The sequence below is a fragment of the Pseudomonas fitomaticsae genome, from assembly GCF_021018765.1.
In the GTDB taxonomy this organism is placed as follows: domain Bacteria; phylum Pseudomonadota; class Gammaproteobacteria; order Pseudomonadales; family Pseudomonadaceae; genus Aquipseudomonas; species Aquipseudomonas fitomaticsae.
The window spans coordinates 3,223,031-3,247,090 of record NZ_CP075567.1 but is presented as its reverse complement, the minus strand read 5'-3'; the positions used below and the strand labels follow the sequence as shown (position 1 = coordinate 3,247,090).

Genomic DNA, 24,060 nt, shown 5'->3' with positions numbered 1-24,060 from the left:
CTTTGCCGGTGGCGGCCAAGCCACCGGACAACCTTGCCATCGATAACATCCACTCATGCGCGGCGACTGCTAGTTGGAGCCGTGCGCTGCACCTCGGCAAAAATCTCGGTGATCGGCCGACGCGGCTGGCGCTTTTGCAGTTGGCGTACTTGCTCGCTCAGCCGCAGCAACTCTTCACTCGGCTTGGCCCATTGATCCTCCGGCAGCGGTTCCGACCATTGGCGCATGGCCTCGGGCAGCGCTTGCTTGCCGATCCGTTCGAGACGGCGCACTTCCCATTCGACGAGATGATTGGGAATCGTCCACAAGGTCATGACGTGATAGAGGTACCAGAAGAAACCCGACAGCCGAGTACGTGAACCGTCGCGGATCTGCTGATGCATGCGCGCTCGGGCATTACGGAAGGTGTGCAGGCCTTCGTGGGGTGGGTCGTCGGGGCCTTGCAGGTCTTGCAGATCCTGGATCGATTTGAGGTCGTGGATTTCGTATTCCATGTAGCCGCGAATGGCTTCCCAATGGCTGATGGCGAGTGGCAGGCCGGCGCATTGGAATTCGAGGCTGGTGAGGGTTTCGCCTTCGTAGAAACCGATGCCCATGCCGTATTGGCGGTGGATGCCGTATTGGGTCGCGCCCTGGGCTTCGATGATCCAGGCGGAGAGGGACTCCCAGGGGACGAAGACCGGTTCGGTGGCGCCTTCGGGCATGAAGCAGACTTCGCGGCGTTGGCGGTTGAATCGGGTGGGAATGATTGAGGCGCGTTTCTTGTGGTTGTGGTGCCAGACTCCAAGACAAATGGAAAGAGCCCAAAAGCCGCCTAACAAAGCGAGTCCAAACGATTCATCGAAAATACCCTTCATTGCGTGAGAAATATCATCCCAGCCCATGCCAAATAAAAGGAATATGAAACCGCCAATAAGCGGAAATAAGAATGCGACCAAAAACATTCCACTGAATGGCAGTCCAACAGTAACTTGCCACATAAAGACTTGAGGAGTTCCCAATCCAAAGTCCATATACCCATCATTCAGCTCACCAATATGCGGACCGTAAGGTGGCATTAGTGTTGGTAATGGCAGCGGAGAGACATAAGTAATTTTCCCACTCGGAAACGGCTCGATATCGCCTGTTTCTCTGGGCTTTTCAGGCTGCGGCATATCTAACTTATCGCGATTATTCAGCATGATCGGCCTGCTCCAGAAATTGTGCTTCAACCAGTAGCATGGGCGGATTCCCCTTGACTAGTTGAGCTGCGACAACAGCGAAATGCCCCTCACCCTTCGGGTCTAGATGTATGACGCGAGTTCGAGACATCCACTCGCCTTTATCACTCATTTTTTGAATGCAAACTGCCAGCTCCAACATTTCCTTCGCGGGAGTGAACTCGGAATCAGGGTCCACCGGGTACTGTAGACAAAGCACCAGTCCCTCGGGCGTTGACTTGACGATGCGCAGGCTACTTAAAACCTGATCGCTGATCACTTCCTTGCGCTCTTGTGGCACTCCTCGACTGTGCAGGGGAATGGAAATACGGTGAGCACCGATGCCTAATTGAATCTTCGATTTACCACCCAAAGGAGGCAGGAGATCACTCAACGTCAGTCTTGGTAGCACCAAGTGGATATCGCTGGGTTTGGCTTTGAACAACAGGTTTTTCAACCAGGAATCGTACGAATTTGGGCCAAGTTGCGCATACGGCGCATGGATCAGAAAGGCCAGATAGCTTTGATAGTTTTCCAGTGAGTGATCACCGCGCATTTCGGCATCCGTGCTCCATGGCGTGATTTTCAGCCATTTGTCGTGAGCGCTAAGGTTATAGCGGTTGAACAGCCAAGTGCCGCTGAATTCCAGAACTGTGAATAACGCCCCTGCCAAGTTGAAGCGGAAAAACACGGTAGAAAGGCGTGTGCCGGCTGCTGCCCAAGCAGCTCTTCGTGCCGAAGTGTTTTCCGCAGCCAGTACGTTGTACCCAGCGTGAACTGTATGACCCAACCCGTAAGAGTTAACCGCTGTCATGCCAGTTGCGCCGATTGTGGCTAAAGCCGCGCTCCTCTCGGCTGCAATATTTCCACTACGAATTGCCTGCTGCCAACTTTTAAGCTGATTCTTTAGGTTGGAGAACGAAGTTAAAAATCCTAGAAAGTATGTAAGACCTCCCAGTCCAATATGTAACTTCCCCATCTGCACATGCACGTTCTGCAAGGCATGATGCTGAAGCCCAGCAACAAGCGCCGTGCCCCTAGCTTTCAATGCCGTATCACCCAAACTTTGTGCCGCCGTGAACCCAGCAGCACCGGTGGCCATCAATGCATTCAAAACCGGCCCCCAGCTCCGTTCGTTTCTGGACTGTTTTTTCAGCTCCTTTGCTGCCCCCACCAAATTCACCACCTGCACCAAAACCACCACCAACCCCATCCCTTCCGTCTTCACCAGACTCCCCGCCGACACCCCGCCCAATCCCGCCCGGATATTCCCCAACAACCCGCGCAGTTCCTGCTGCTGCGCCGGCGGAAACACCACCGTCACCCCTGCCCTTGCAGGCGTCGCGCCGTACAACCGGGCCGAGCGATCCGGCAGTTCTTCAATCGGGCTTAACGCTGCCGCCAATCGCCCTTCGATCTGCGTCAATTGAGCCCGCACCCGCACAATTTCTTCCTGCAACTCCATCGCCCGTGGGGTCTTGTGCCCCTGACGATTCTTGTTGTGGGTGATCTGGTTGCGTTCGCGGTTGAGGGTCATGAGGTATTCGCGTTCGCGCAGAACCTCCTTGATCGCCGTTTGCAGCGCGGACTGCTCTGCGGGGCTGGCGACGGTGAAGGTCACGCCGCTGGTTTTCGCCGCGTCGAACAGGCGCAGGCGCAGTGCTTTGGGCAGGCGCTGGAACAGTTCGTCGAGGTCGGGGATTTTCTCGCCCGACAGGTCGAAGCCTTCCAGCACACGGTTCAAGCCCAGGTTCAATGCCGGGCTGTAAGTGTCCTGCACCGCCGCCGCGATGACGCGGGTGTGTTCGGGCATGTCGTCGAGGGCCGGCAGTTGCGGTTGTTCGATCATTTTCAGTTTGGCCAGCCAGTCCGGCAGGTTGTTGAACGTGGCCATGAGAGCGTTGAACAGCGTCGAGTATTGCCCGCTCTGCTCCGATTGCAGGCGCAGCGGCAAGGTGTAGAAGACGGTTCGGGTCAGTTCCGGGTGTTCCTCCAGATAGCCGAGCATTTGTTCGCTTGCTTCATCGCTGCGGCACAGGTCCTTGAGGCAGGCGTATTCGGCGCTGAAGGCTTGATGGAGTTGCGCCGCCACTTGCGCGTCGTAGTACCAGGCCGAACGATGGAAGCGTCCGGCGACCAGCAGTTGCGTGCGGTCGGCGGTGATGCGTTCGAGCAGGCGGTTCCAGCGACCGAGGTCGTCACGCAACAGGTTCAGTCGCTCGTCCATCGCCGGGCGGTCGATCAGGTCGTTGACCCCGCGTTTGCCGCTGAGCAGCGGGCCGTCGAGCACGTCCTTGATGCGCCGATCCTGATCCTTGCCGAGGCGGATCAGCGTCTCCAGATGCTGTTCGACAAAGTCCTCGGGGGCAACGGCTTCGAAGTACTGGCGGGTATAAAAACGCCGATCCACCTCTGCCGTAGGGGCCAGACGATTCTGTCCCATGCCGTCATCAAAACTCTGAGCGCGCAGTTTTTGCAGTTCGGGCGGCGCCGGCCCATCGGCCTGGATCTCCCCACCCTTGTTCAGGTAATCGAGCAACGCCTTGCGCGTATTCTCGCGATCCGGCTCGGGCAACTGCTCCAGATCGGCAAACAGGGCTTTGACCTGCGGCTGTTCGCTGGCCTTGGCCAATTCGCCGACATCGGCGCCGCTCAGTTGGCTCAGCGACTCGATGTAGCTGGCGAGCAGATAATCGCGCGCGTTGTTGCCGGTGTTGCTCCACGCATCGACCCAGCCGACCACGGTGTCCTGATACTCGGCCAGATCGCGCATCACGCCCAGATCGTCGTTGACCAGCAGAAACAGCGTGTCGTCCTGATAGGGCCCGCGCACCCGGCCGAGGAATTCGCCGATGTGCGCCTCGCGAAAGCGCCGGGGTTGCTCCCACAGATAAGGTTCACGCTCGTGCTCGGGGGCGTCGCTGACCTGCACGGTGGGCATCCGCGTCGCGTCCGCATCGGCAACCGGCTCGGCCCCCGCCGCCACTTCCGCCAGCCACTGCCGGGTCTGCTCGACGGTGAGCAAATGCTCGCCACCGGTCAGACAATTCACCGGTGCAAGATCGACCGCCTGCATGAAATGGTTGCGCTCTTCGCGGCTGTCCAGCACCTGATGGCATTTGCTTGCCGTCCACTGCACCTCGGCAAAGGTCACGTACAACGTACTTTGCCGGGGAAAGATCAGCGCCGGACGCTCTTCAATCGCTGCGCGCTGATCCTCGCTGACCTGTTTGCCCTGATGCAGCAGCGCCGTGACGATACCGTCGAGCATTCGGTATTCGTACAACTCGCCGCTGAGGCTGTCGATGATGTACAGCCAGCCATCACGCAGACGACGGATGCCCAGCGGGCGCGCGGTCAAGGTGTACGGCAATTTCAATTCGGTGCCCGGATCGAACGCTCTTTCCACCAGGCCGTAGCTCAACGGCAGCAGTTGCACATGGGTTTGTTGCAGCGCGCAAGCCGCGGGCGCAACGATGGGGGCTTTCGAGGCGGCGGCAGCGTCGAGAATGGCGGGATGGGTCATGGGCACGACACCGGGGTGCCCCCTCTGATGACGACTGAGTGAGCGGCAGTAAGCATTCACGGATCCTAGTGTTGTCCAGACACAGGACTTTGCAGGGCTTCGCGGTCAAGCGCAGTCAGACGCTTCCAAGCTTTCTGTAGGATGCGTCTCTGAAAATGAACAACACGGCAATAAACTGCCCGCACCGCAACAGTGCGCGCGCACTTTCCCGGCGCCCGGAATCGTGACCTGTCGGTCACCATTTTGCGTCATCGATCCCGCCAGACATGCACTTCGTCGGGGCGTACCCCCTCCCGAAGCCACGGTTTTCGTGAGCCCGCAACAGATTGTCGAACAATTCATCCGATTGCCCTGGCCCGCTCTAGGATCTGGCCTAGACTGGTTTTCGCGGGGTAAAACCGGCCGGTCACAAAGTGGAAATTTTGTCGAAACTTTTGCTGATCGCGGCGGGTCATCTGAAAGACAGGGCCAAAGCGACTGGTTCATTCCTTGCAACGGCCTCTTCACCCATTCTGCTTGCGCGTGTTGGGTAGCGTTTGCTCACCGATGCGTGGCGCGTTTGCGCCCGGCCACAGGACTTGGCCATGGACATCGCTTGTTCAAGACAAGAATCAGATCAACAAAACGGGAGATTCATATGATCAGTGCGGCATTGGATATTCAGGGAGAACGGGCTCATCAGCCGATGGGTGAATCGAGCACCGTAAGCGTTCCCGGCAGCCGGTCGATCATCGTCCCGGGCACCAAGACGCTGACGCCAGTGGCCAGTCAGAACCCCAACAAGAAGAAAGTGTTGTTTGTGACCTCGGAAATCGCCGATCTGGTGAAGACCGGTGGTCTGGGAGACGTTTCTGCCGCCCTGCCCCGCGCCATGGCGCACCTGCATGACGTCCGGGTGTTGATCCCCGGTTACCCGCAAGTGATGAACAGCGAGAATCCGATCCACATCATCGGCGAACTGGGTGGCCACGCCGCGCTGCCGCCCTGCAAGATCGGGCGCATGGACATGCCCGACGGTCTGGTGATTTATGTGCTGATCTGCCCTGAACTCTACGCCCGTGACGGCGGCCCGTATGGCGCCAACAACGGCCGCGACTGGCCGGACAACCACATCCGCTTCGCCCGTCTGGGCCTGGCGGCTGCCGATATCGCCGCCAACCTCGCACAAATCCACTGGTGCCCGGATCTGGTGCACGCCCACGACTGGCCCGCCGGGCTGGCGCCTGCCTACATGCACTGGCGCGGGCAACGCACGCCGACCCTGTTCACCATTCACAACCTCGCTTATCAAGGCGTGACCAGCCTGGGCTCGTGCCCGGAGCTCGGGATTCCCGCCCATGCCCTGCAACAGGAAGGCATGGAGTTCTACGGCAAGATGTCGTTCCTCAAGGCCGGCATGGCCTATTCGAGCCACATCACCACGGTCAGCGCCACCTACGCGCAGGAAATCACCACCCCGGACTTCGGCTGCGGTCTCGACGGTTTTCTCGCCGCCAAGACCCAGCAAGGCTTGCTCAGCGGCATCCCCAACGGCATCGATGAAAGCTGGGATGCTGCCACCGATCCACATCTGTTTGCACCGTTTGCCATCGGCGACTGGGAAGGCAAAGCGGTCAACGCCGCCCACGTGCGCGAACTGTTCGGTCTGCAGGACTCCGAAGGCCCGCTGTTTGCCGTGGTCTCGCGCCTGGTCTATCAAAAAGGCCTGGACCTGACCGAAGCCGTCTCGGAATACATCGTTCAGAACGGTGGCCAGATCGCGATCATCGGCCGTGGCGAACCCGAAGAAGAACAGGCCATGCGCGAACTGGCGCTACGCTTCCCCGGCCAGATCGGCGTGCGTATCGGCTTTAATGAAACCGACGCCCGGCGGATGTTCGCCGGCAGCGATTTCCTGCTGATGCCATCGCGTTATGAACCGTGCGGTCTGAGCCAGATGTACGCCCAGCGCTTCGGCTCGCTGCCGGTAGCACGCAACACCGGCGGGCTGGCCGACACCATTGAAAACGGCGTCACCGGGTTCCTGTTCAACGAATCGACCGCAGACAGTTACCGCGAAGCCCTGAGCCGCGCGTTCAAGGTGTTTGCTTTCCCGGACCTGCTGCACGCCATGCGTTGCCGGGCGATGGCCGCGCCGTTCAACTGGTGCAAGGCGGTCGAACCCTACGCCGAACTCTACGAACAACTGGTGGCCAAGGCGCTGGGTAAAACGCACCACAAATAACCAGGGAGGTTTTCAACGATGCCGTCACGGACACCTGAAAGCTGGCCCCACGGCGCGATCTTGCTGGATGCCGACCACACGCAATTCGCGTTGTGGGCGCCGGATGCGTTTTACGTCAGCGTCGAGCTGGACAACGGTCAGTCCCTGCCGATGCTGCCGCAGGGCGAAGGCTGGTTTGTCATCAAGAGCCGTTGCCCCGCCGGCAGCCGCTACCGTTTTAATGTCGATGGCGAACTGGAGGTGCCCGACCCGGCCTCCAGGGCGCAGGACGGTGACCTCGACCGCCACAGCGTGGTGGTCGATCCGCATCTCTATTCCTGGCGCAACACCACCTGGCACGGCCGGCCTTGGAATGAGGCGGTGATCTACGAATTGCATGTCGGTGCGCTCGGCGGGTTTGCCGAAGTCGAGCAGCATCTGGCGCGTCTGGCCGGGCTGGGCATCACCGCCATCGAACTGATGCCGATCGCGCAGTTTCCCGGCGATCGCAACTGGGGCTACGACGGCGTACTGCACTACGCGCCGCAGGCCAGTTACGGCACGCCGGAACAACTCAAACATTTAATCGACAGCGCCCACGGTTATGGCCTGGCGGTGATTCTCGACGTGGTCTACAACCACTTCGGCCCCGACGGCAATTACCTGCATCGCTACGCCAAGGGCTTTTTCCGCGAAGACAAACACACGCCGTGGGGCGCGGCCATCGACTTTCGTCGTCGCGAAGTGCGGGACTTCTTCGTCGAAAACGCACTGATGTGGCTGCTGGAATACCGCTTTGACGGCCTGCGCCTGGACGCGGTGCACGCCATCGAGGACCCGGATTTCCTCCAGGAACTCGCCCGCCGCGTCCGTCAGCAGATCGACCCGACCCGCCACGTCTGGCTGACCGTGGAGAACGAACACAATCAGGCCAGCCTGCTGGAAGACGCCTACGACGCCCAGTGGAACGATGACGGTCACAACGCCCTACATGTGCTGCTGACCGGCGAGACCGACGCCTATTACGCCGACTACGCCGAGCAACCCACCGAACAACTGGCCCGCTGCCTGAGCCAGGGTTTCGTGTTTCAGGGTCATATCACCCGTCACGGCGAACCCCGTGGCGAGCCAAGCGAGCATCTGCCCTCCACCGCGTTCGTGCTGTTCCTGCAGAACCACGACCAGATCGGTAACCGCGCCTTTGGCGAACGCCTGCATCAACTGGCCGACCCACGCGCGCTTCAAGCCGCCACAGTGCTGTTGCTGCTGTCGCCGATGATTCCGCTGATGTTCATGGGCGACGAGTTTGCCGCCGAGCAACCGTTCCTGTTCTTCACCAGCCACCACGGCGAATTGGCCAAGCTGGTTCGCGAAGGTAGGCGTAACGAGTTTGCGGCGTTCAGTGCCTTCACCGATCCGCACAAGCGCGAGCAGATTCCCGACCCCAACGCCGAGCAAACCTTTCACGCCTCGCAACCACGCCTCATCGGCAGCGGCACCCCGAATCAGCAGGCAACACTGGCGCTGTATCGCCAGCTTCTGCAATTGCGCCATCAATACATCATTCCGCATTTGCCCGGCACGCAGGCTCTCGGCGCCCACGTACTGGGCCATGGCGCCGTCAGCGCACGCTGGCGGCTGGGCGATGGCAGCGAGCTGCGAATCGACCTGAACCTCGGCGACACGCCAGTGGTCAACCTTCCACAGGCCGAATCGGTGTGGCTGGTCCGCCAGCCCTCAACCGCCGGCCTGTCGGATGAGGGGCAACTGCCCCCGTATTGCGCGCTCGTCAGCCTCACGGCCGCAACCCCTTTGCCACCCCTGGATGGAGAGCGCCTATGAGCGATGCGCAACTGGAAATTCTCGCCAGCCGAGCCGGCCTCGCCGTCGACTGGATCGACGCCAATGGCCGCCAGCAAAAAGTCGCCCCGGCCGTGCTGCGCAATGTGCTGACCGGCCTCGGTCACCCGGCCGGAACGGCCCAGGAAATCGACGCCAGTCTGCTCGAACTGCAACAGGTACAGGAAAATCGCCATCTGCCTCCACTGCTCACCGCCGACGCTGGCGTGGGCGTGGATCTGGCCCGTTATTTCGAACCCGAAACCCCTTGCGAGATTCACCTGGAAGACGGCTCGCGCCTGAGCCTGAAGCTGGATGCCGAGGCCGTGTTGCCCGGCGAGATTCCGGTCGGCTACCAGCAAGTACACATCGCCGATCAACAATTCACCCTCGCCGTGGCACCGGAGCGCTGCTTCAGCGTGGGTGACGCGGTGGACAGTCCGATCCCCCGCGCATGGGGCCTGAGCGTGCAGCTATATGGTTTGCGCCGCCCCGGCGATGGCGGTTTCGGCGACACCCAGGCTTTGGAGGAACTGGCCCGGGTGGCCGGCGAGCGCGGCGCCGATGCCCTGGCGATCAGCCCGCTGCACGCGATGTTCAGCGCTGACACCGGGCGCTACAGCCCCTACTCGCCGTCCAGTCGGCTGTTTCTCAATGCGCTGTACGCCGCACCCGGCGCGATCCTCGGCGAACGCGCACTGCGCGATGCGATTGACGCGGCCGGCCTGACCGATCAGTTCGAACAACTGGAAAACCTGAAACTGATCGACTGGCCGAAAGCCGCCGAGGCCAAACTGAAACTGCTGCAAGCCTTGTACGACGGTTTTATCAGCGGCGAAAACCCGTTGCAGGCAGACTTCTCCAGCTTCCGCGATGCCGGTGGCGAAGCGCTGGAAAACCATTGCCGCTTTGAAGCCATCCAGGAAATGCGCGCCGCCCGTGGCGAAAGCCTCGACTGGCGCCAATGGCCCGAGCACTGGCACGACCCGCGCGGCGCTGCCCTCGGCGCGTTTGCCGAGGAATACGCCGAGCGCATCAGCTACTTCGCGTTCTGCCAATGGCTGATCCACCGCTGCCTGGAGCGCGCCCAGACCGCCGCCCGCAGCGCCGGCATGGGCATCGGCCTGATCGCCGACCTGGCGGTGGGTGCCGACGGTGCCGGCAGCCAGGCCTGGAGTTTTCAGGATGAACTGCTGGCCTCGCTGACCGTGGGCGCCCCGCCGGACATTCTCAATCGCTCCGGACAGGGCTGGGGCATTTCCGCGTTTTCCCCGGAAGGTCTGGTGCGCAACGGTTTTCGCGCGTTCATCGACATGCTGCGCGCCAACTTCGCCCATGCCGGCGGGTTGCGCATCGACCACGTCATGGGTCTGCAACGGTTGTGGGTGATCCCCAACGGCGCGGTCCCGGCGGACGGCGCCTACCTGTATTACCCGGTCGATGACCTTTTGCGTCTGCTGACCCTCGAATCCCATCGCCATCAGGCGATCGTGCTCGGTGAAGACCTCGGCACCGTGCCCGATGGCCTGCGGGAAAAACTCATCGCCCGGGCCATGCTCGGCATGCGCGTGCTGTTGTTCGAGCAGGACAACACCCATTTCAAGCCGATCCTCGACTGGCCGGACAACGCCCTCGCCACCACCAGCACCCACGATCTGCCGACACTCAACGGCTGGTGGCATGGTCGTGACATCGACTGGAACGCGCGGCTCGGGCTGATCGATGCCAATGGCGAAATCGACTGGCGCCGCTACCGCGAACGCGAGCGTGAAGGCCTGCGCGGCGCCTTGAGCCAGGACCCGCAAAACTTTCGCGAGGAATCCCACGAAGCCGATCAGGTAGTCGACGCCGCGGTGCGTTTCCTCGGCCACACCCGCGCGCCGCTGGTGCTGTTGCCATTGGAAGATGCGCTGGGCCTCGACGAACAGGCCAACCTGCCCGGTACCATCGACACCCACCCGAACTGGTCGCGCCGCTTGCCGGGCACCAGCGAGGCGCTGCTCGATGGCGTCGACGCCGCACGGCGGCTGGAACTGCTGGCTTGTGCGCGTCTTCAGGCAGCCGAGCGTGACCGATGAGTGCATGGCCTATCCAGACATTGCGCGCCACGGTCCGCCTGCAATTTCATCGCGGTTTTACCCTCGATCAGGCGGTGCCGCTGGTGCCGTACTTCGCCCGACTCGGCATCAGCCACGTTTATGCTTCGCCACTGCTCGCCGCCCGCGCGGGCTCGATGCATGGCTACGATGTAGTCGACCCGACCCGGGTCAATCCGGAGCTCGGCGGCGAGCCGGCCTTGCGCCGTCTGGTCGCCAGCCTGCGCGAGCACGGCATGGGGCTGATCCTCGACATCGTCTCCAATCACATGGCGGTCGGTGGCGGCGACAACCCGTGGTGGCTCGACCTGCTGGAATGGGGACGCCTCAGCCCCTACGGTGAGTTCTTCGACATTCAATGGCACTCCCCCGACCCGTTGATGGAAGGCCAGTTGCTGTTGCCGTTTCTCGGCAGCGATTACGGCGTCGCGCTACAGGACGCGACCTTGCCGCTGGTGTTCAACGCCGAGAGCGGCACCTTCCACGTCGAGCATTACGAACATCACTTCCCGATCTGCCCCGGCGATTACGGCGAACTGCTCAGATCCGATGACAACCCCAACGAAGCGCTCAAGGCCCTCGCCGACCGCTTCAGCGCCCTCAGTTATCAGACCGACGCCCGCTCACTAGCCATCCCGCTCAAGGAAGAGCTTCAGCAACTGGTCAGCGACCCGCACATCCTGCAAACCATCCAGCGCAACCTGACCCACTACGATTCGAAGACCGAAGACGGTTTTCAGCGCCTGCACCAGTTGCTGGAGCGGCAAAGCTATCGCCTGGCGAGCTGGCGCACGGCAGCGGACGACATCAACTGGCGGCGCTTCTTCGACATCAACGAACTCGGCGGTTTACGCGTCGAGCGCCCGGCGGTGTTCGAGGCCACCCACGGCAAGATTTTCCAGTTGATCGGCGAAGGCCTGATCGACGGCCTGCGCATCGACCACATCGACGGCCTCGCCGACCCGCGCAGCTACTGCCGCAAACTGCGCCGCCGCCTCGACCACCTGGCACAGGGCCGACATTTGCCGATCTACGTCGAGAAGATCCTCGGCGACGGCGAAACCCTGCCCACCGACTGGTCCGTGGACGGCAGCACCGGCTACGAATTCATGAACCAGCTGTCGCTGCTGCAACACGATCCGGACGGCGAACATGTGCTGGGCGATTTGTGGAAACGCCGCACCGAACGCCCCTCTGCGTTTATCGAAGAAGCGCAACTGGCGCGCCAGCAGATCCTCAACGGCTCGCTGGCCAGCGATTGCGAAAGCGTCGCCCAGGCCCTGCTGCAAGTGGCGCGCGATGACCTGATGACCCGCGACCTCACGCTCGGCTCGATCCGCCGGGTGTTGCAGGCGCTGATCGTGCACTTCCCGGTCTATCGCACTTACATCACCCCGATGGGTCGTTCGGCGCGGGATGAAGTGTTTTTCCAGCAGGCCATGGACGGGGCACGGCAGACATTGAGCGAAGCCGATTGGCCAGTGCTGGACTCCGTAGCCGGTTGGCTTGGCGGCCAGCCGTGGCGGCGCAAACCCCGTGGCCGTTCGCGCAAGATCCTGAAGCATGCCTGTGTACGCTTTCAGCAACTCACCTCGCCGGCCGCCGCCAAAGCGGTGGAAGACACCGCGCTGTATCGCTCGGCGGTGCTGCTGTCGCGCAATGACGTCGGCTACAACACCGAGCAGTTCAGCGCGCCGGTCAGCGACTTTCACGCGGTAAACCAGCAACGGCTGGCGAGCTTCCCGGACAACCTGCTGGCCACCGCCACCCACGACCACAAACGCGGCGAAGACACCCGCGCGCGGCTGGCCGTGCTCAGCGAACGCAGCCACTGGTACGCCGAGCAGGTCGAGCTGTGGCGCGCCCTCGCCCGCCCGCTGCGCCATGACGATCAACTGCCGTCGTCGGCGGACGAATTGATCCTCTATCAGGCGCTGCTCGGCAGCTGGCCACTGGATTTGCGCGACGACGATCAGGCCGGTTTCGCCGACTACGCCAAACGTGTCTGGCAGTGGCAGCAGAAAGCCCTGCGCGAAGCCAAGCTGCAAAGCAGCTGGAGCGCGCCGAACGAGGCGTACGAAAACGCCGCTCAAGCGTTCACCGAACAATTGCTGCTGGCCCCCGAAGGCGAACTGCTGCGCGGGGCGCTGGCCAAGACCGTCAACAGCATCGCTGCGGCCGGGGCGCTCAACGGTCTGGCGCAAACCTTGCTGCGCATGACGGTGCCGGGCGTGCCGGATCTGTATCAGGGCAACGAGTATTGGGATTTCAGTCTGGTCGATCCGGACAACCGCCGGCCGGTGGACTACGGCCGGCGCGAACAGACCCTGACGGCAACGCCCGTGCCGGAACTGCTGTCGGGCTGGCGGGACGGGCGAATCAAGCAGGACTTGATCGCCCAGGTGCTGCTGTTGCGCACCGAACACAGCGAATTGTTCCGCCGCGGTTCGTACCAGGCCCTCGAGGTGCTGGGCAGCCAGGCGCACAACGTGCTCGCGTTTGCCCGCGAGCATGGGGGGCAACGGGTCATCGTGATCGTGCCGATCCGTTGCGCAACACTGCTGGAAAACAGTGCCCTACCCATGGTCGATGCGCTGCGCTGGGGCGATACACGGGTGGTTTTACCGTTCGACGCCTCTGACGAAAATCTGAAGGGACTTTTTTCGAGCACCGCAGTCACAAAAAACAGGGAGCTGCACGTCAGCGCCGCGCTGGGGGATTTCCCGGTCAATCTGCTTATCCAACACGTCTAGCAGCATGAGTTCAGTCCAGGAGCATTGCGATGAGTACCGACGATAAACGCATCCGCGAATTCGCCTATCAGATCTGGGAATCAGAAGGCAAACCCGAAGGCCAGGAATCGCGCCACTGGGAGATGGCGCGCAAACTGGCCGAATCCGAGGCGCTGGCACCGAAAAAATCGCCCAAGGCTGCCGGTAGTAAAACCGCCGGCAAGACCGCCTCCAGCAAAGCCGTCGACAGCAAGACGCCCGCCGCCAAGCCCAAGGCGACGACGGCCAAGGCCAAGCCTGCCAGTGCCGCCAAGGTCATTCCCCCGGGCGAAAAAGCCACCGAGAAAAAGCCCCGCGCGCCGCGCAAGCCGCCGGCGGTCTGACGCGTCCCGAACCGTTGAACTGAACGACCGTGTGGCGGGTTAGCCCGCCACCGAGGGCGCACTCGTCCTCGAAAAATGCCCATCCCCGATTTTTTTGCAGGAGCACCTATGACCCGTCCAAAGAAAGCCGAGCCCGCCGCGCACGCCGAACCCTCGCGCATCCGTGAAGGCCTGCCCTTCCCGCTCGGCGCGACCTGGGATGGTCTGGGGGTGAACTTCGCGCTGTTTTCCGCCAACGCCACCCGGGTCGAACTGTGCATTTTCGACGATGCCGGCGAAGTCGAACTCGAGCGCATCGAGCTGCCGGAATACACCGACGAGATCTACCACGGCTACCTGCCTGATGCGCATCCGGGGCTGATCTACGGCTACCGGGTCTACGGCCCGTACGACCCGGCCAACGGCCACCGCTTCAACCACAACAAGTTGCTGATCGACCCGTACGCCAAACAACTGGTCGGTCAGTTGAAATGGTCCGAAGCGCTGTTCGGCTACACCATCGGCCACCCGGACGCCGACCTCAGTTTCGACGAGCGCGACAGCGCGCCCTTCGTCCCCAAGTGCAAAGTCATCGACCCGGCGCACACCTGGGGCCACGACCATCGCGTCAGCGTGCCGTGGGACAAGACCATCATTTACGAGACCCACGTGCGCGGCATCAGCATGCGCCACCCTTCGGTGCCGGAGAACGTGCGTGGCACGTTTGCCGGGTTGATGGTTGACGATGTGCTGGAACATATCCGCAAACTGGGCGTGTCGACCGTTGAGTTGTTGCCGATCCACGCCTTCGTCAACGACCAGCACCTACTGCACAAGGGCATGACCAATTACTGGGGCTACAACAGCATCGCGTTCTTCGCCCCGGACCCGCGCTACCTGGCCAGCGGCAAGATTGCCGAGTTCAAGGAAATGGTCGCGCACCTGCACGACGCCAATCTCGAAGTCATTCTCGACGTGGTCTACAACCACACCGCCGAGGGCAACGAGCAAGGCCCGACCCTGTCGATGCGCGGGATCGACAACGCTTCGTACTACCGCTTGATGCCGGACGACAAGCGCTTCTACATCAACGATTCCGGCACCGGCAACACCCTCGACCTGAGCCACCCGTGCGTGCTGCAAATGGTCACCGACTCGCTGCGCTACTGGGCCAGCGAAATGCACGTCGACGGCTTCCGTTTCGACCTGGCGACCATTCTCGGTCGCTATCACGACGGTTTCGATGAACGCCACAGCTTCCTCGTGGCCTGCCGCCAGGACCCGGTGCTGCGTCAGGTGAAAATGATCGCCGAGCCCTGGGACTGCGGCCCCGGCGGTTATCAGGTCGGCAACTTCCCACCGGGCTGGGTCGAGTGGAACGACAAGTTCCGCGACACCGTGCGCGCGTTCTGGAAAGGCGACGACGGCCAGCTCGCCGACTTCGCCAGCCGCATGACCGCCTCCGGGGAAATGTTCAACCAGCGCGGTCGTCGGCCGTATTCGTCGGTGAATTTCGTCACCGCCCACGACGGCTTCACCCTCAACGATCTGGTGTCCTACAACGACAAGCACAACGAGGCCAACGACGAAAACAATCAGGACGGCAGCAACAACAACCTGTCCTGGAACCACGGCGTCGAAGGCCCCACCGACGACCCGGAAATCAATGCGCTGCGCCATCGGCAGATGCGCAATTTCTTCGCCACCCTGCTCTTGTCCCAAGGCACGCCGATGCTGGTAGCCGGCGACGAATTCGCCCGCACCCAGGACGGCAACAACAACGCCTACTGCCAGGACAGCGAAATCGGCTGGGTCAACTGGGACCTGAGCGAGGACGGCAAGGCGCTGCTGAAATTCGTCAAACGCCTGATCAAGTTGCGCCTGGCCTACCCGATCCTGCGACGCGGGCGTTTTCTGGTCGGCGAATACAACGAGGACATCGGGGTCAAGGACGTGACCTGGCTCGCGCCGGACGCCACCGAGATGACCACCGAACACTGGCATGACGCGCACAACCGCTGCATGGGCATGTTGCTCGACGGTCGCGCCCAGGAAACCGGGATCCGCCGCAAGGGTGCCGACGCCACGCTGCTGCTGGTGGTCAATTCACATCACGACATCGTCAACTTCACCTTGCCGGAAGTGCCTGAAGGCAGTTTCTGGACCTGCATGATCGACACCAATCAGCCATCGATCCGCGGGCAGGAACGCTTCACGTTCGGTCACGAGTACTCGGTTACCGGGCGCTCGCTGCTGCTGTTCGAACTGCAACGTGACGAAGAGGACTGACATGGACTTGCCCGGCTATCTCTCACGGCACACCCCGGATTACCGCGACACGGCTGCCCTCGGCACGGGTCTGCGGGAAATGGTCGAAGCCGGCCTCGACCGTCTGCCATTGCCCGGCAGCGGCCGTACGCTGGAGCGCTGGCAACGGTTGTCCGAGGTCGGCGGGCATGATCTGGGCCTGTGCAAACTCTACGAAGGCCATACCGATGCGTTGGCGATCATCGAGCAGCTCGGTGGCTCGCCGACGCCCGGCAGCACGTGGGGCATGTGGGCGGCCGAACCCCCGCAGGCGCGGGTTCGGGTCAACCGTTTGGGGCAACTGGTGCGGTTGAACGGGCGCAAGGCCTGGTGCTCCGGCGCGGCGGTGCTCAGTCACGCCCTGCTCACGGCGTGGGATGAGGACGATCGTCAGCAATTGGTGGCCGTGGCTCTCGATCAACCGGGTGTGACCGTGACCGATCAAGGCTGGCAAGCGGTCGGCATGGCGGCCACCGGCAGCGTCGAGGTGCTGTTCGATGATGTCGAGGCCCAGGCGATTGGCGACCCCGGCGACTACCTGCAACGTCCGGGTTTCTGGCACGGCGGGATCGGCATCGCCGCGTGCTGGTACGGCGCCGCGCGGGAGATCGGCGAACGCTTGCGTCAGCAATGTGCGCGACGTGAAGAACCCCATGCGCTGGCCAGCCTCGGCGCCGTCGACAGTGCCTTGCACGGCGCAGCTCAAGCGCTGCGCGTCAGCGCTCTGGACATCGACAGCCATCCCCACAACAACGCCGAGTTGCTGGCCCGCCGCGTGCGCGCCGTGGTCGAGGACGCCGCCGAGCAAGTCATCCGCGAGACCGGTCGGGCCCTCGGCGCCGGGCCGTTTTGCAAGGATCCGCACTTTGCCCGTCTGGCAGCCGACTTGCCGGTGTATCTGCGCCAGAGCCACGCCGAGCGTGATCTGGCAGCACTGGGCCAACTGATCGCTCAGCAACCGCGCGAGGGTTGGGCGCTATGAAGCGCAATCCGATCGTCGGCGAGGGAACTTCCCTGCACGAATGGCAGGGCTCACAGCATCTGGCGGCGGTGGACAGCATCGACATTCTCGATCTGGTGCCGCCGGGATCTCGGGCGGTGGTGATAGCGCCGCACCCCGACGATGAAGTGCTCGGTTGCGGCGGACTGTTGCAACGGCTCGCTGAGGCGGGACGTACCCTGCAACTGATTTCGGTCACCGATGGCAGCGCCAGTCATCCGGGCTCGGATCGCTGGCCGGTGGAGCGCCTGAGCGTGGTGCGTCCGCAGGAGTCTGCCGAAGCCATGCGCCGTCTCGGCCTGCCCATGCACCAGTTGCAGTGGCTGCGCGGCGGCTTCCCCGACACCCAGGTCGCCGCGCGCGAATCGATGCTGTGCGAATACCTGACCCGCTACCTGCATCCCGACGACGTGATCTTCACCACCTGGCGTGAAGACGGCCACAGCGACCACGAAGCCGTCGGCCGCGCCAGCGTCGAGGCGGCACGCCGTGTGGGTGCGATCTGCCACGAACTGCCGGTCTGGACCTGGCACTGGGCAACCCCGGAAGACGCCATCGTGCCGTGGGAACGGGCGCGCAAAATTTTGCTCAGCCCTGCGCAGGTCGCGCGCAAGCGTCATGCGGTGCATGCGTTCGCCAGCCAGCTGGAAGGCGATCCTGAAGCCGGACTCGCTCCGGTGCTCGCGCCCTATGTCATCGATCGACTGCTGCAACCGTTCGAGGTGGTCTTTCTATGAGTGTCGAGGATCGCTACTTCGAAGGCCTGTTCGCGGGCAATAACGACCCGTGGGGATTTCGCCAGCGCTGGTACGAACAACGCAAACGCCTCGTGACCCTGGCGGCCCTGCCCCGTCCGCACTACCGGGCCATCTTCGAACCGGGGTGCGCCAACGGTGAACTGAGTGCGGCGCTGGCCGAGCGCTGCGATCGGCTGTTGTGCTGCGACACCAGCGCCGGCGCTGCCAATCTGGCGCGTACCCGACTGAGCCTGTTCGACCATGCCGAGGTGCGGCACGGGCGCTTGCCGAGCGACTGGCCTGAGGAAAAATTCGACCTGATTGTATTTAGCGAAATCGGCTACTACCTCGACCGGCAGGATCTGACAGAAGTCATCCGGCGCATCAGCGATTCATTGACGGCGGACGGACAATTGCTGGCCTGTCACTGGCGCCCGCCCATCGAAGGTTGCCCGCTCAATGCGCGACAGGTTCACGACCTGATTCACGAGCAGTTGCACTTGCCGCGACTGGCCCTGCATCAGGAGGCGGACTTCCTGCTGGAAGTCTGGAGCCTTGAACCCCGCTCGGTGGCCGCGCTGGAGGGGTTGCGATGATTGGCATCCTGATCCCCGCGCACAACGAAGAAGAATGGCTCGATGACTGCTTGCGCGCCGCGCTAAGGGCCGCCGGAAACTCCCTGCTGGCCGGTGAACCGGTGGAAATTCTCGTTGTGCTCGACAGTTGCACCGATCGTTCGGCACACATCGTCAGCCAATACCCGGTGCAAGCTTTGAGCATCGAAGCGCGCAATGTCGGCCAGGCGCGGGCCATCGGTGCGCAAACACTGCTTGAACGCGGTGCGCGCTGGATTTCCTGCTCGGACGCCGACAGCCGCGTCGCCGAAGACTGGCTGGTGGCGCAACTGGGGCTGGGCACCGATGCCGTGTGCGGCACGGTCACCGTTGACCGCTGGCAGGACGGATTCGATGAAGCGGCGCAGATTCGCTATCACCGTGATTACCGGGCCTGCGATGGTCACCGGCACATCCATGGCGCCAATCTGGGGGTCAGCGCGCAAGCCTATGTCCGCGCCGGCGGCTTCCAGCCGCTGTCCTGCGATGAGGACGTGCAGCTGGTGCGTCAACTGGAGCGTTCCGGGGCCAGCATTGCCTGGAGCCATCGTCCGCAAGTCATTACCAGCGCCCGTCTGGACAATCGCGCACGCGGCGGTTTTGGCGACTATCTGCGACAGTTGGCACAGACTGAATAAAAAAAAGCGGATCAGGTTGATCTGTGACGCGACGAACTGCGCGTCTTGAGCAATACTCTGCTGCGCAGCAATCCAGGGTTCGGAGCGCTGCAGGGCTATCCACCAGCCTTCACGGGTCGAACACGCCTGGAGACCGGCGCTTGTACGACTGAGGGCGAGACACGACAAGGACGTATCACTCATGAAACCGTTATCCCTCAGCGAGAGCGGCCTGCCGGCGCAGATCTGGAACAGTGCCGCGCAGCTCGACAATATTCCCGTCATCAATACCCACACTTTGGTCCCGCCTGGTGCCCGCGCCGTGGTCATCGCCCCGCACCCCGGCGATGAAGTGGTGACCTGCGGCGGCCTGCTGCAACTGCTTTCCAGCCTCGGACATCCCTTGCAATTACTGTCGATCACCGATGGCAGCGCCAGTCATCCGGGCTCGCGCCAGTGGTCGGAAAAACGCCTGAGCGTGTTCCGCCCGCAGGAAAGCGTCGAAGCCCTGCGCCGCCTGGGCTTGCCGATGCACAGCCTGAAATGGGTACGCGGCGGTTTCACCGACAAAGCCCTGCTCGATCAGGAATTCCAACTGATCGATTTCATCGCGCGCTACCTGCGCCCCGGTGACGTTGTGTTCAGCACCTGGTGCGAAGATGGCACCGCCGATCATGAGGTGGTGGGCCGGGCCAGCGCCAAAGCGGCACAACAAATCGGCGCGACCTACCACGACGTGCCGGTCTGGGCCTGGCACTGGCCGGAACGGGATCAGGCGCAGATTCCATGGCATCGGGCGCGCAAGCTGCGTCTCGACACCTGGACCGTCGCGCGCAAAAGCCACGCCACCCATGCCTACGCCAGTCAGCTCAATGGTGAACCGGCCATCGGTATCGCGCCGTTGTTGCCCAAGGCGATTCTCGAACGCATGCGCCTGCCCTACGAGATCGTCTTCGTCGATTGACGGTCGGTCGGACGCGGGCAGCCACTCAAAGTGAACTGCCCGCGCCCGGATCAGTCGCATGAACAGGCAGTCATGATTCAGAGGAGTGAACGTGTCCAGCGATCCCAAGCGTCATGCCGTCGACGCGCAGACCTCGATCCCGTCCGCCATCCATCGCCTGCGGGTGCTGACGGTCAATACACACAAGGGTTTCACCGCGCTCAATCGACGTTTCATCCTTCCGGAACTGCGTGAAGCGGTGCGCAGCACTTCGGCCGATCTGGTGTTTCTGCAGGAAGTGGTGGGCGAACACGAGCGGCATTCCAGCCGCTACAACGAATGGCCGCAGACCTCGCAGTACGAATTCCTCGCCGACAGCATGTGGAGCGATTTTGCCTACGGCCGCAATGCCGTGTATCCCGATGGCCATCACGGCAACGCCCTGTTGTCGAAATACCCGATCCGCGAATACCGCAACCTCGACGTCTCGATCACAGGCCCCGAACGGCGCGGGCTGTTGCATTGCGTACTGGATGTACCGGGGCATGCCGAAGTGCATGCCATCTGCGTGCACCTGAGCCTGCTCGAAAGCCATCGGCAATTGCAGTTGCAACTGCTCTGCCAATTGCTCGAATCCCTGCCCGACGATGCCCCGGTAATCATCGCCGGCGACTTCAACGACTGGCAGTTGCAGGGCAACGTCGCCCTCGCCCGCCGCGACTACCTGCACGAAGCCTTCGAGCGCCATCACGGTCGTCCGGCCAGAACCTACCCTGCCCGCTTCCCGTTGCTGCGTCTGGACCGCGTCTACCTGCGCAATGCCAGCAGCCATGACCCGCAGATCCTCGGCAACAAACCGTGGACGCATCTCTCGGATCATTTGCCGCTGGCAGTCGAAGTACGGATTTAGGGCATAAACGCCACTTTTTTGCCGATTCACCCCATTAACCTGTCAATTCTGACAGTAGGCAGCTCATAGATGACTTGTTAGGTTGAAACCGTTGCGCCGAGTGCCAGCGCCAATGTGTGGAGACCTCATGAACGTTTCCAATGCCTTCCCCACCCGCCATCACCTGTCGGCCTTTACGATCTGGCTATTACTGAGCTCACCGGAATCGGCGCTTGCCCTGTGCGCCTTCAACCCGACACCGGGTGACGATCAATACACCTGCGACAGCCCTGGCAGCGCTCCCCTGACCGATCTGTCGGGCGACAACAGCTTGAGTTTTCCCGCCGGTGGCACCGGCAATATTCCCGGCAATGTCACGCTCGGCACCGGAGCTGATCGCGTGCTCATGCAGTCCGGGACAATCACCGGCAATCTCGATATGGGCAACGGTGCCAATGTGTTGCAGATCGACAGCGGCGTCATCACTGGTGAGGTCCATCAGCACAACGGCGTCGACACTTTCATCATGCACGCAGGCACTATTGGCTCACTGGCACAGGGCGATGGATTCGACCGTTTCCAGATGACCGGTGGCACCATCACCTTGGCCTTTGAAGATGGCGATTTTGCGCAAATGAGCGGGGGCACGATCGGACGTGTCGACATGAAGCTCGATGAAAACGTCTTCGAGATGTCCGGGGGAAGGATCATCACTAACCTGGTGACAGGTTTCGACGATGACACGATTCGAATCTTTGGCGGGTTCATCGGCGGCAACCTGAGTATCAGTGGAGGCAACGACACGGTCACGATCAAGGGCGGTGAAATTGTCGGAGAAATTCGCGCCAGTACCGGCGACGACCGATTGCTGTGGGATGGCGGCGGCATTGTCCGTTCGGCGATCCTGATGGGTGGCGGCAATGACAACGCCACACTGCGCAACCTTGATGACAGCGTGCTGGCACTGACGCCGAATGTTGATGGCGGTGCAGGCAACGATGTGCTGACGTTCGACAATACTCGCACTGCGTTGCCGGCGCGTTTCAGCAATTGGGAAACGCTGAATCTGAACAATGCCTCGCAACTGGACCTGGGCTCGGGCGCCTTGCTGCTCGGCGACACCGTCAGCGGCACCGGCGCGCTGAACGTGGACGCCAGCAGTAGCGTGTTTTCCACCCAGGGCGCGGTGTCGCCAGCCGTGGCCGGGCAATCGGTGACATTCAACAACGCCGGCATCATCGACCTGACCCGCAACAACAGCCGCACCGACGACACACTGACGATCAACGGCAACTACGCCGGCAACGGCGGACAGTTGTTGCTGCAAAGCGTACTGGATGGCGACGGCGCACCCAGTGACAAACTGGTGGTCAACAACGGCAGCTTGAGCGGCGCGACCGTCATCACGGTAAGTAACCTCGGTGGACTGGGTCAGTTGACGCTGGAAAACGGCGTTCAACTGGTGCAAGCCCAAGGCGCTGCCTTGAGCAACAATTCGGCCTTCGTCCTCAACGGTCCTGTCTCGGCCGGTGCCTTTGATTACTACCTGTTCAAGGGCGGTGTCACTGCCGGCACCGAAAACAGCTGGTACTTGCGCTCGGCAGTCGTCGCACCTCAAGTGGCAAGCGTGCCCAATCCCGATCCGACGCTGCCTCCGCTTCTGGTGCCGGTAGTACCTGTGCCGGTGGCAGCCGCCATCATTCCCTTGACACCCGGACAACCGATCTCCTCCAATCCTGATCTGTCACTGGCCGTGCAGCCGACACTTCCCGTCGCAGTGGCCGGTGCGCCGCCGATCTCACTCTATCGCCCGGAGGTGCCCACCTGGTCGGTCCTGCCACCGGCAGCGGCCCAATTGACTCTCAGTGCTCTCGGTACTTTCCACGACCGTCAGGGCGAACAACGTCTGCTCAGGGAAACCGGAACGTTCGGCGCCGGTTGGGGCCGGGTCTACGGCAAGAACCTCGACCAGACCTGGGCCGGCACGGTCACGCCACGGCTGGACGGTTCACTCAAAGGGTTTCAGGTCGGCAACGATCTTTACAGCTCAGAGACCTCGGGTGGTCAAACCCGACGCCTCGGCCTGCTCGTCGGCCATAGCCGGATTCGCGGCGATGTGGACGGTTTCAACCAAGGCTTCGAACACAACAGCGCGGGCAGGATCAAACTGGAAGGCGACAGTTATGGCCTGTACTGGACGCTGACCGATCCCCACGGCGGTTACATCGACACCGTGGTGATGGGCACACGTTTCGACGGCGACAGCCGTTCCGACCGTGGGCTGAAACTGGACAACCGTGGCCATGCCCTGACGCTTTCCGCAGAAACCGGTTACCCGTTCGCCCTGAACGATACCTGGGTGATCGAGCCGCAAGCGCAGGTGATCCACCAGAAAATCTCGCTCGACAGCCAGGATGACGGCATCTCCCGGGTATCGTTCGATTCCGACAGTGCCTGGACCGGTCGCCTCGGTGCGCGGCTTAATGGGCGTTATCAGCTCAACGGACTACCGTTGGAGCCGTACCTTCGGGCCAATCTGTGGCGCACGTTTTCCGGCACCGATTCGGTGACGTTCGACGGCACCACGACCATCGACAGCGAACAGAAATCGTCGACGGCGGATATCGGTCTCGGTGTCGTACTGACCCTCGACCGCGCCGTGAGTATCTACGCCAGCACCGACTACAGCAGCAATATTGACAGTAACGACCTGCGTGGCCTGGCCGCAAATCTGGGTATCCGCATCAGTTGGTAAGCCGATAGCAGGCTAAGCAAGCGCTCTGTTTCGCGGCTCAAGGCGTGTTTTCCCCTGCAAACAACAACTTAGATATGTGCAGAAAAACATACGCTTGCGGCCACTAATTTAGCCATACCGCTCATCGTCCAATTTCTTGACGCAGGGTCTCCGGTCTTCTTAGCTCTACCTTACTACCCCCGGAAACACTACTCGGGGCGAGCTTTCGGACACTCGTGAAAACGGGTGGCTGCGGGTTTGC

General features: G+C 62.0%; 15 protein-coding genes. 13 read left to right on the top strand and 2 right to left on the bottom strand.

Going from position 1 to position 24,060, the window contains the following annotated elements; genetic code table 11:
* Window positions 1-53: 53 nt before the first annotated feature.
* Together KJY40_RS14575 and KJY40_RS14570 are read right to left on the bottom strand one after the other, a co-directional pair.
* Window positions 54-1,181, bottom strand: a complete 1,128-nt coding sequence (locus KJY40_RS14575; RefSeq protein ID WP_230737642.1) for a SoxR reducing system RseC family protein — start codon at window positions 1,179-1,181, stop codon at window positions 54-56.
* Window positions 1,171-4,725: a toxin VasX gene (locus tag KJY40_RS14570; protein ID WP_321576991.1), complete on the bottom strand. Its 3,555-nt coding sequence runs from the start codon at window positions 4,723-4,725 to the stop codon at window positions 1,171-1,173. The genes KJY40_RS14575 and KJY40_RS14570 overlap by 11 nt, the downstream gene beginning before the upstream one ends.
* Before the next feature lie 637 nt (window positions 4,726-5,362).
* On the opposite strand from KJY40_RS14570, the gene glgA reads away from it, so the two are divergent.
* The 13 genes from glgA (at window position 5,363) to KJY40_RS14505 (ending at window position 23,819) form a co-directional block, all read left to right on the top strand.
* Window positions 5,363-6,949 carry a glycogen synthase GlgA gene (gene glgA / locus KJY40_RS14565; protein ID WP_230737639.1) on the top strand — a complete coding sequence of 529 codons (1,587 nt, stop codon included), beginning with the start codon at window positions 5,363-5,365 and terminating at the stop codon, window positions 6,947-6,949.
* Window positions 6,950-6,967: 18 nt separating this feature from the next.
* Window positions 6,968-8,770, top strand: a complete 1,803-nt coding sequence (treZ, locus tag KJY40_RS14560; RefSeq protein ID WP_230737638.1) for a malto-oligosyltrehalose trehalohydrolase — start codon at window positions 6,968-6,970, stop codon at window positions 8,768-8,770.
* Complete coding sequence (gene malQ / locus KJY40_RS14555) at window positions 8,767-10,845, top strand: 4-alpha-glucanotransferase (protein ID WP_230737637.1); 2,079 nt, start codon at window positions 8,767-8,769, stop codon at window positions 10,843-10,845. Before treZ ends, malQ begins: the two co-directional genes overlap by 4 nt.
* On the top strand, window positions 10,842-13,616 hold the full coding sequence (locus tag KJY40_RS14550) for a malto-oligosyltrehalose synthase (RefSeq protein ID WP_230737636.1): 2,775 nt from the start codon (window positions 10,842-10,844) through the stop codon (window positions 13,614-13,616). The genes malQ and KJY40_RS14550 overlap by 4 nt, the downstream gene beginning before the upstream one ends.
* A gap of 29 nt (window positions 13,617-13,645) precedes the next feature.
* Entirely contained in the window at window positions 13,646-13,978 is a 333-nt protein-coding gene (locus KJY40_RS14545) for a DUF2934 domain-containing protein (RefSeq protein ID WP_230737635.1), read from the top strand.
* 108 nt (window positions 13,979-14,086) lie between these two features.
* Window positions 14,087-16,246 (top strand): glycogen debranching protein GlgX, encoded by a 2,160-nt coding sequence (gene glgX / locus KJY40_RS14540; RefSeq protein WP_230737633.1) that lies wholly within the window; start codon window positions 14,087-14,089, stop codon window positions 16,244-16,246.
* 1 nt (window position 16,247) lies between these two features.
* Entirely contained in the window at window positions 16,248-17,246 is a 999-nt protein-coding gene (locus KJY40_RS14535; protein WP_230737630.1) for an acyl-CoA dehydrogenase family protein, read from the top strand.
* Complete coding sequence (locus KJY40_RS14530) at window positions 17,243-18,001, top strand: PIG-L deacetylase family protein (protein WP_230737628.1); 759 nt, start codon at window positions 17,243-17,245, stop codon at window positions 17,999-18,001. The genes KJY40_RS14535 and KJY40_RS14530 overlap by 4 nt, the downstream gene beginning before the upstream one ends.
* Window positions 17,998-18,597, top strand: coding sequence for an SAM-dependent methyltransferase (locus tag KJY40_RS14525; RefSeq protein ID WP_230737627.1), 600 nt, complete (start codon window positions 17,998-18,000; stop codon window positions 18,595-18,597). The genes KJY40_RS14530 and KJY40_RS14525 overlap by 4 nt, the downstream gene beginning before the upstream one ends.
* Window positions 18,594-19,253, top strand: coding sequence for a glycosyltransferase (locus tag KJY40_RS14520; protein ID WP_230737625.1), 660 nt, complete (start codon window positions 18,594-18,596; stop codon window positions 19,251-19,253). The genes KJY40_RS14525 and KJY40_RS14520 overlap by 4 nt, the downstream gene beginning before the upstream one ends.
* A 181-nt stretch (window positions 19,254-19,434) precedes the next feature.
* Window positions 19,435-20,196 (top strand): PIG-L deacetylase family protein, encoded by a 762-nt coding sequence (locus KJY40_RS14515; protein WP_230737623.1) that lies wholly within the window; start codon window positions 19,435-19,437, stop codon window positions 20,194-20,196.
* Window positions 20,197-20,287: 91 nt separating this feature from the next.
* A complete protein-coding gene (locus KJY40_RS14510) occupies window positions 20,288-21,085 on the top strand; it encodes an endonuclease/exonuclease/phosphatase family protein (protein ID WP_230737621.1) in 798 nt (265 codons plus the stop codon).
* Window positions 21,086-21,212: 127 nt separating this feature from the next.
* Window positions 21,213-23,819, top strand: a complete 2,607-nt coding sequence (locus KJY40_RS14505) for an autotransporter family protein (RefSeq protein ID WP_230737619.1) — start codon at window positions 21,213-21,215, stop codon at window positions 23,817-23,819.
* Window positions 23,820-24,060 lie beyond the last annotated feature (241 nt).

Bases quoted from the DNA above. Each gene is read 5' to 3' on its own strand.
- treZ (WP_230737638.1), top strand. From the start codon at position 6,968: ATGCCGTCACGGACACCTGAAAGCTGGCCCCACGGCGCGATCTTGCTG.
- KJY40_RS14515 (WP_230737623.1), top strand. From the start codon at position 19,435: ATGAAACCGTTATCCCTCAGCGAGAGCGGCCTGCCGGCGCAGATCTGG.
- glgA (WP_230737639.1), top strand. From the start codon at position 5,363: ATGATCAGTGCGGCATTGGATATTCAGGGAGAACGGGCTCATCAGCCG.
- malQ (WP_230737637.1), top strand. From the start codon at position 8,767: ATGAGCGATGCGCAACTGGAAATTCTCGCCAGCCGAGCCGGCCTCGCC.
- KJY40_RS14550 (WP_230737636.1), top strand. From the start codon at position 10,842: ATGAGTGCATGGCCTATCCAGACATTGCGCGCCACGGTCCGCCTGCAA.
- KJY40_RS14545 (WP_230737635.1), top strand. From the start codon at position 13,646: ATGAGTACCGACGATAAACGCATCCGCGAATTCGCCTATCAGATCTGG.
- KJY40_RS14575 (WP_230737642.1), bottom strand. From the start codon at position 1,181: ATGCTGAATAATCGCGATAAGTTAGATATGCCGCAGCCTGAAAAGCCC.
- KJY40_RS14520 (WP_230737625.1), top strand. From the start codon at position 18,594: ATGATTGGCATCCTGATCCCCGCGCACAACGAAGAAGAATGGCTCGAT.
- KJY40_RS14530 (WP_230737628.1), top strand. From the start codon at position 17,243: ATGAAGCGCAATCCGATCGTCGGCGAGGGAACTTCCCTGCACGAATGG.
- glgX (WP_230737633.1), top strand. From the start codon at position 14,087: ATGACCCGTCCAAAGAAAGCCGAGCCCGCCGCGCACGCCGAACCCTCG.
- KJY40_RS14505 (WP_230737619.1), top strand. From the start codon at position 21,213: ATGAACGTTTCCAATGCCTTCCCCACCCGCCATCACCTGTCGGCCTTT.
- KJY40_RS14525 (WP_230737627.1), top strand. From the start codon at position 17,998: ATGAGTGTCGAGGATCGCTACTTCGAAGGCCTGTTCGCGGGCAATAAC.
- KJY40_RS14535 (WP_230737630.1), top strand. From the start codon at position 16,248: ATGGACTTGCCCGGCTATCTCTCACGGCACACCCCGGATTACCGCGAC.
- KJY40_RS14570 (WP_321576991.1), bottom strand. From the start codon at position 4,725: ATGACCCATCCCGCCATTCTCGACGCTGCCGCCGCCTCGAAAGCCCCC.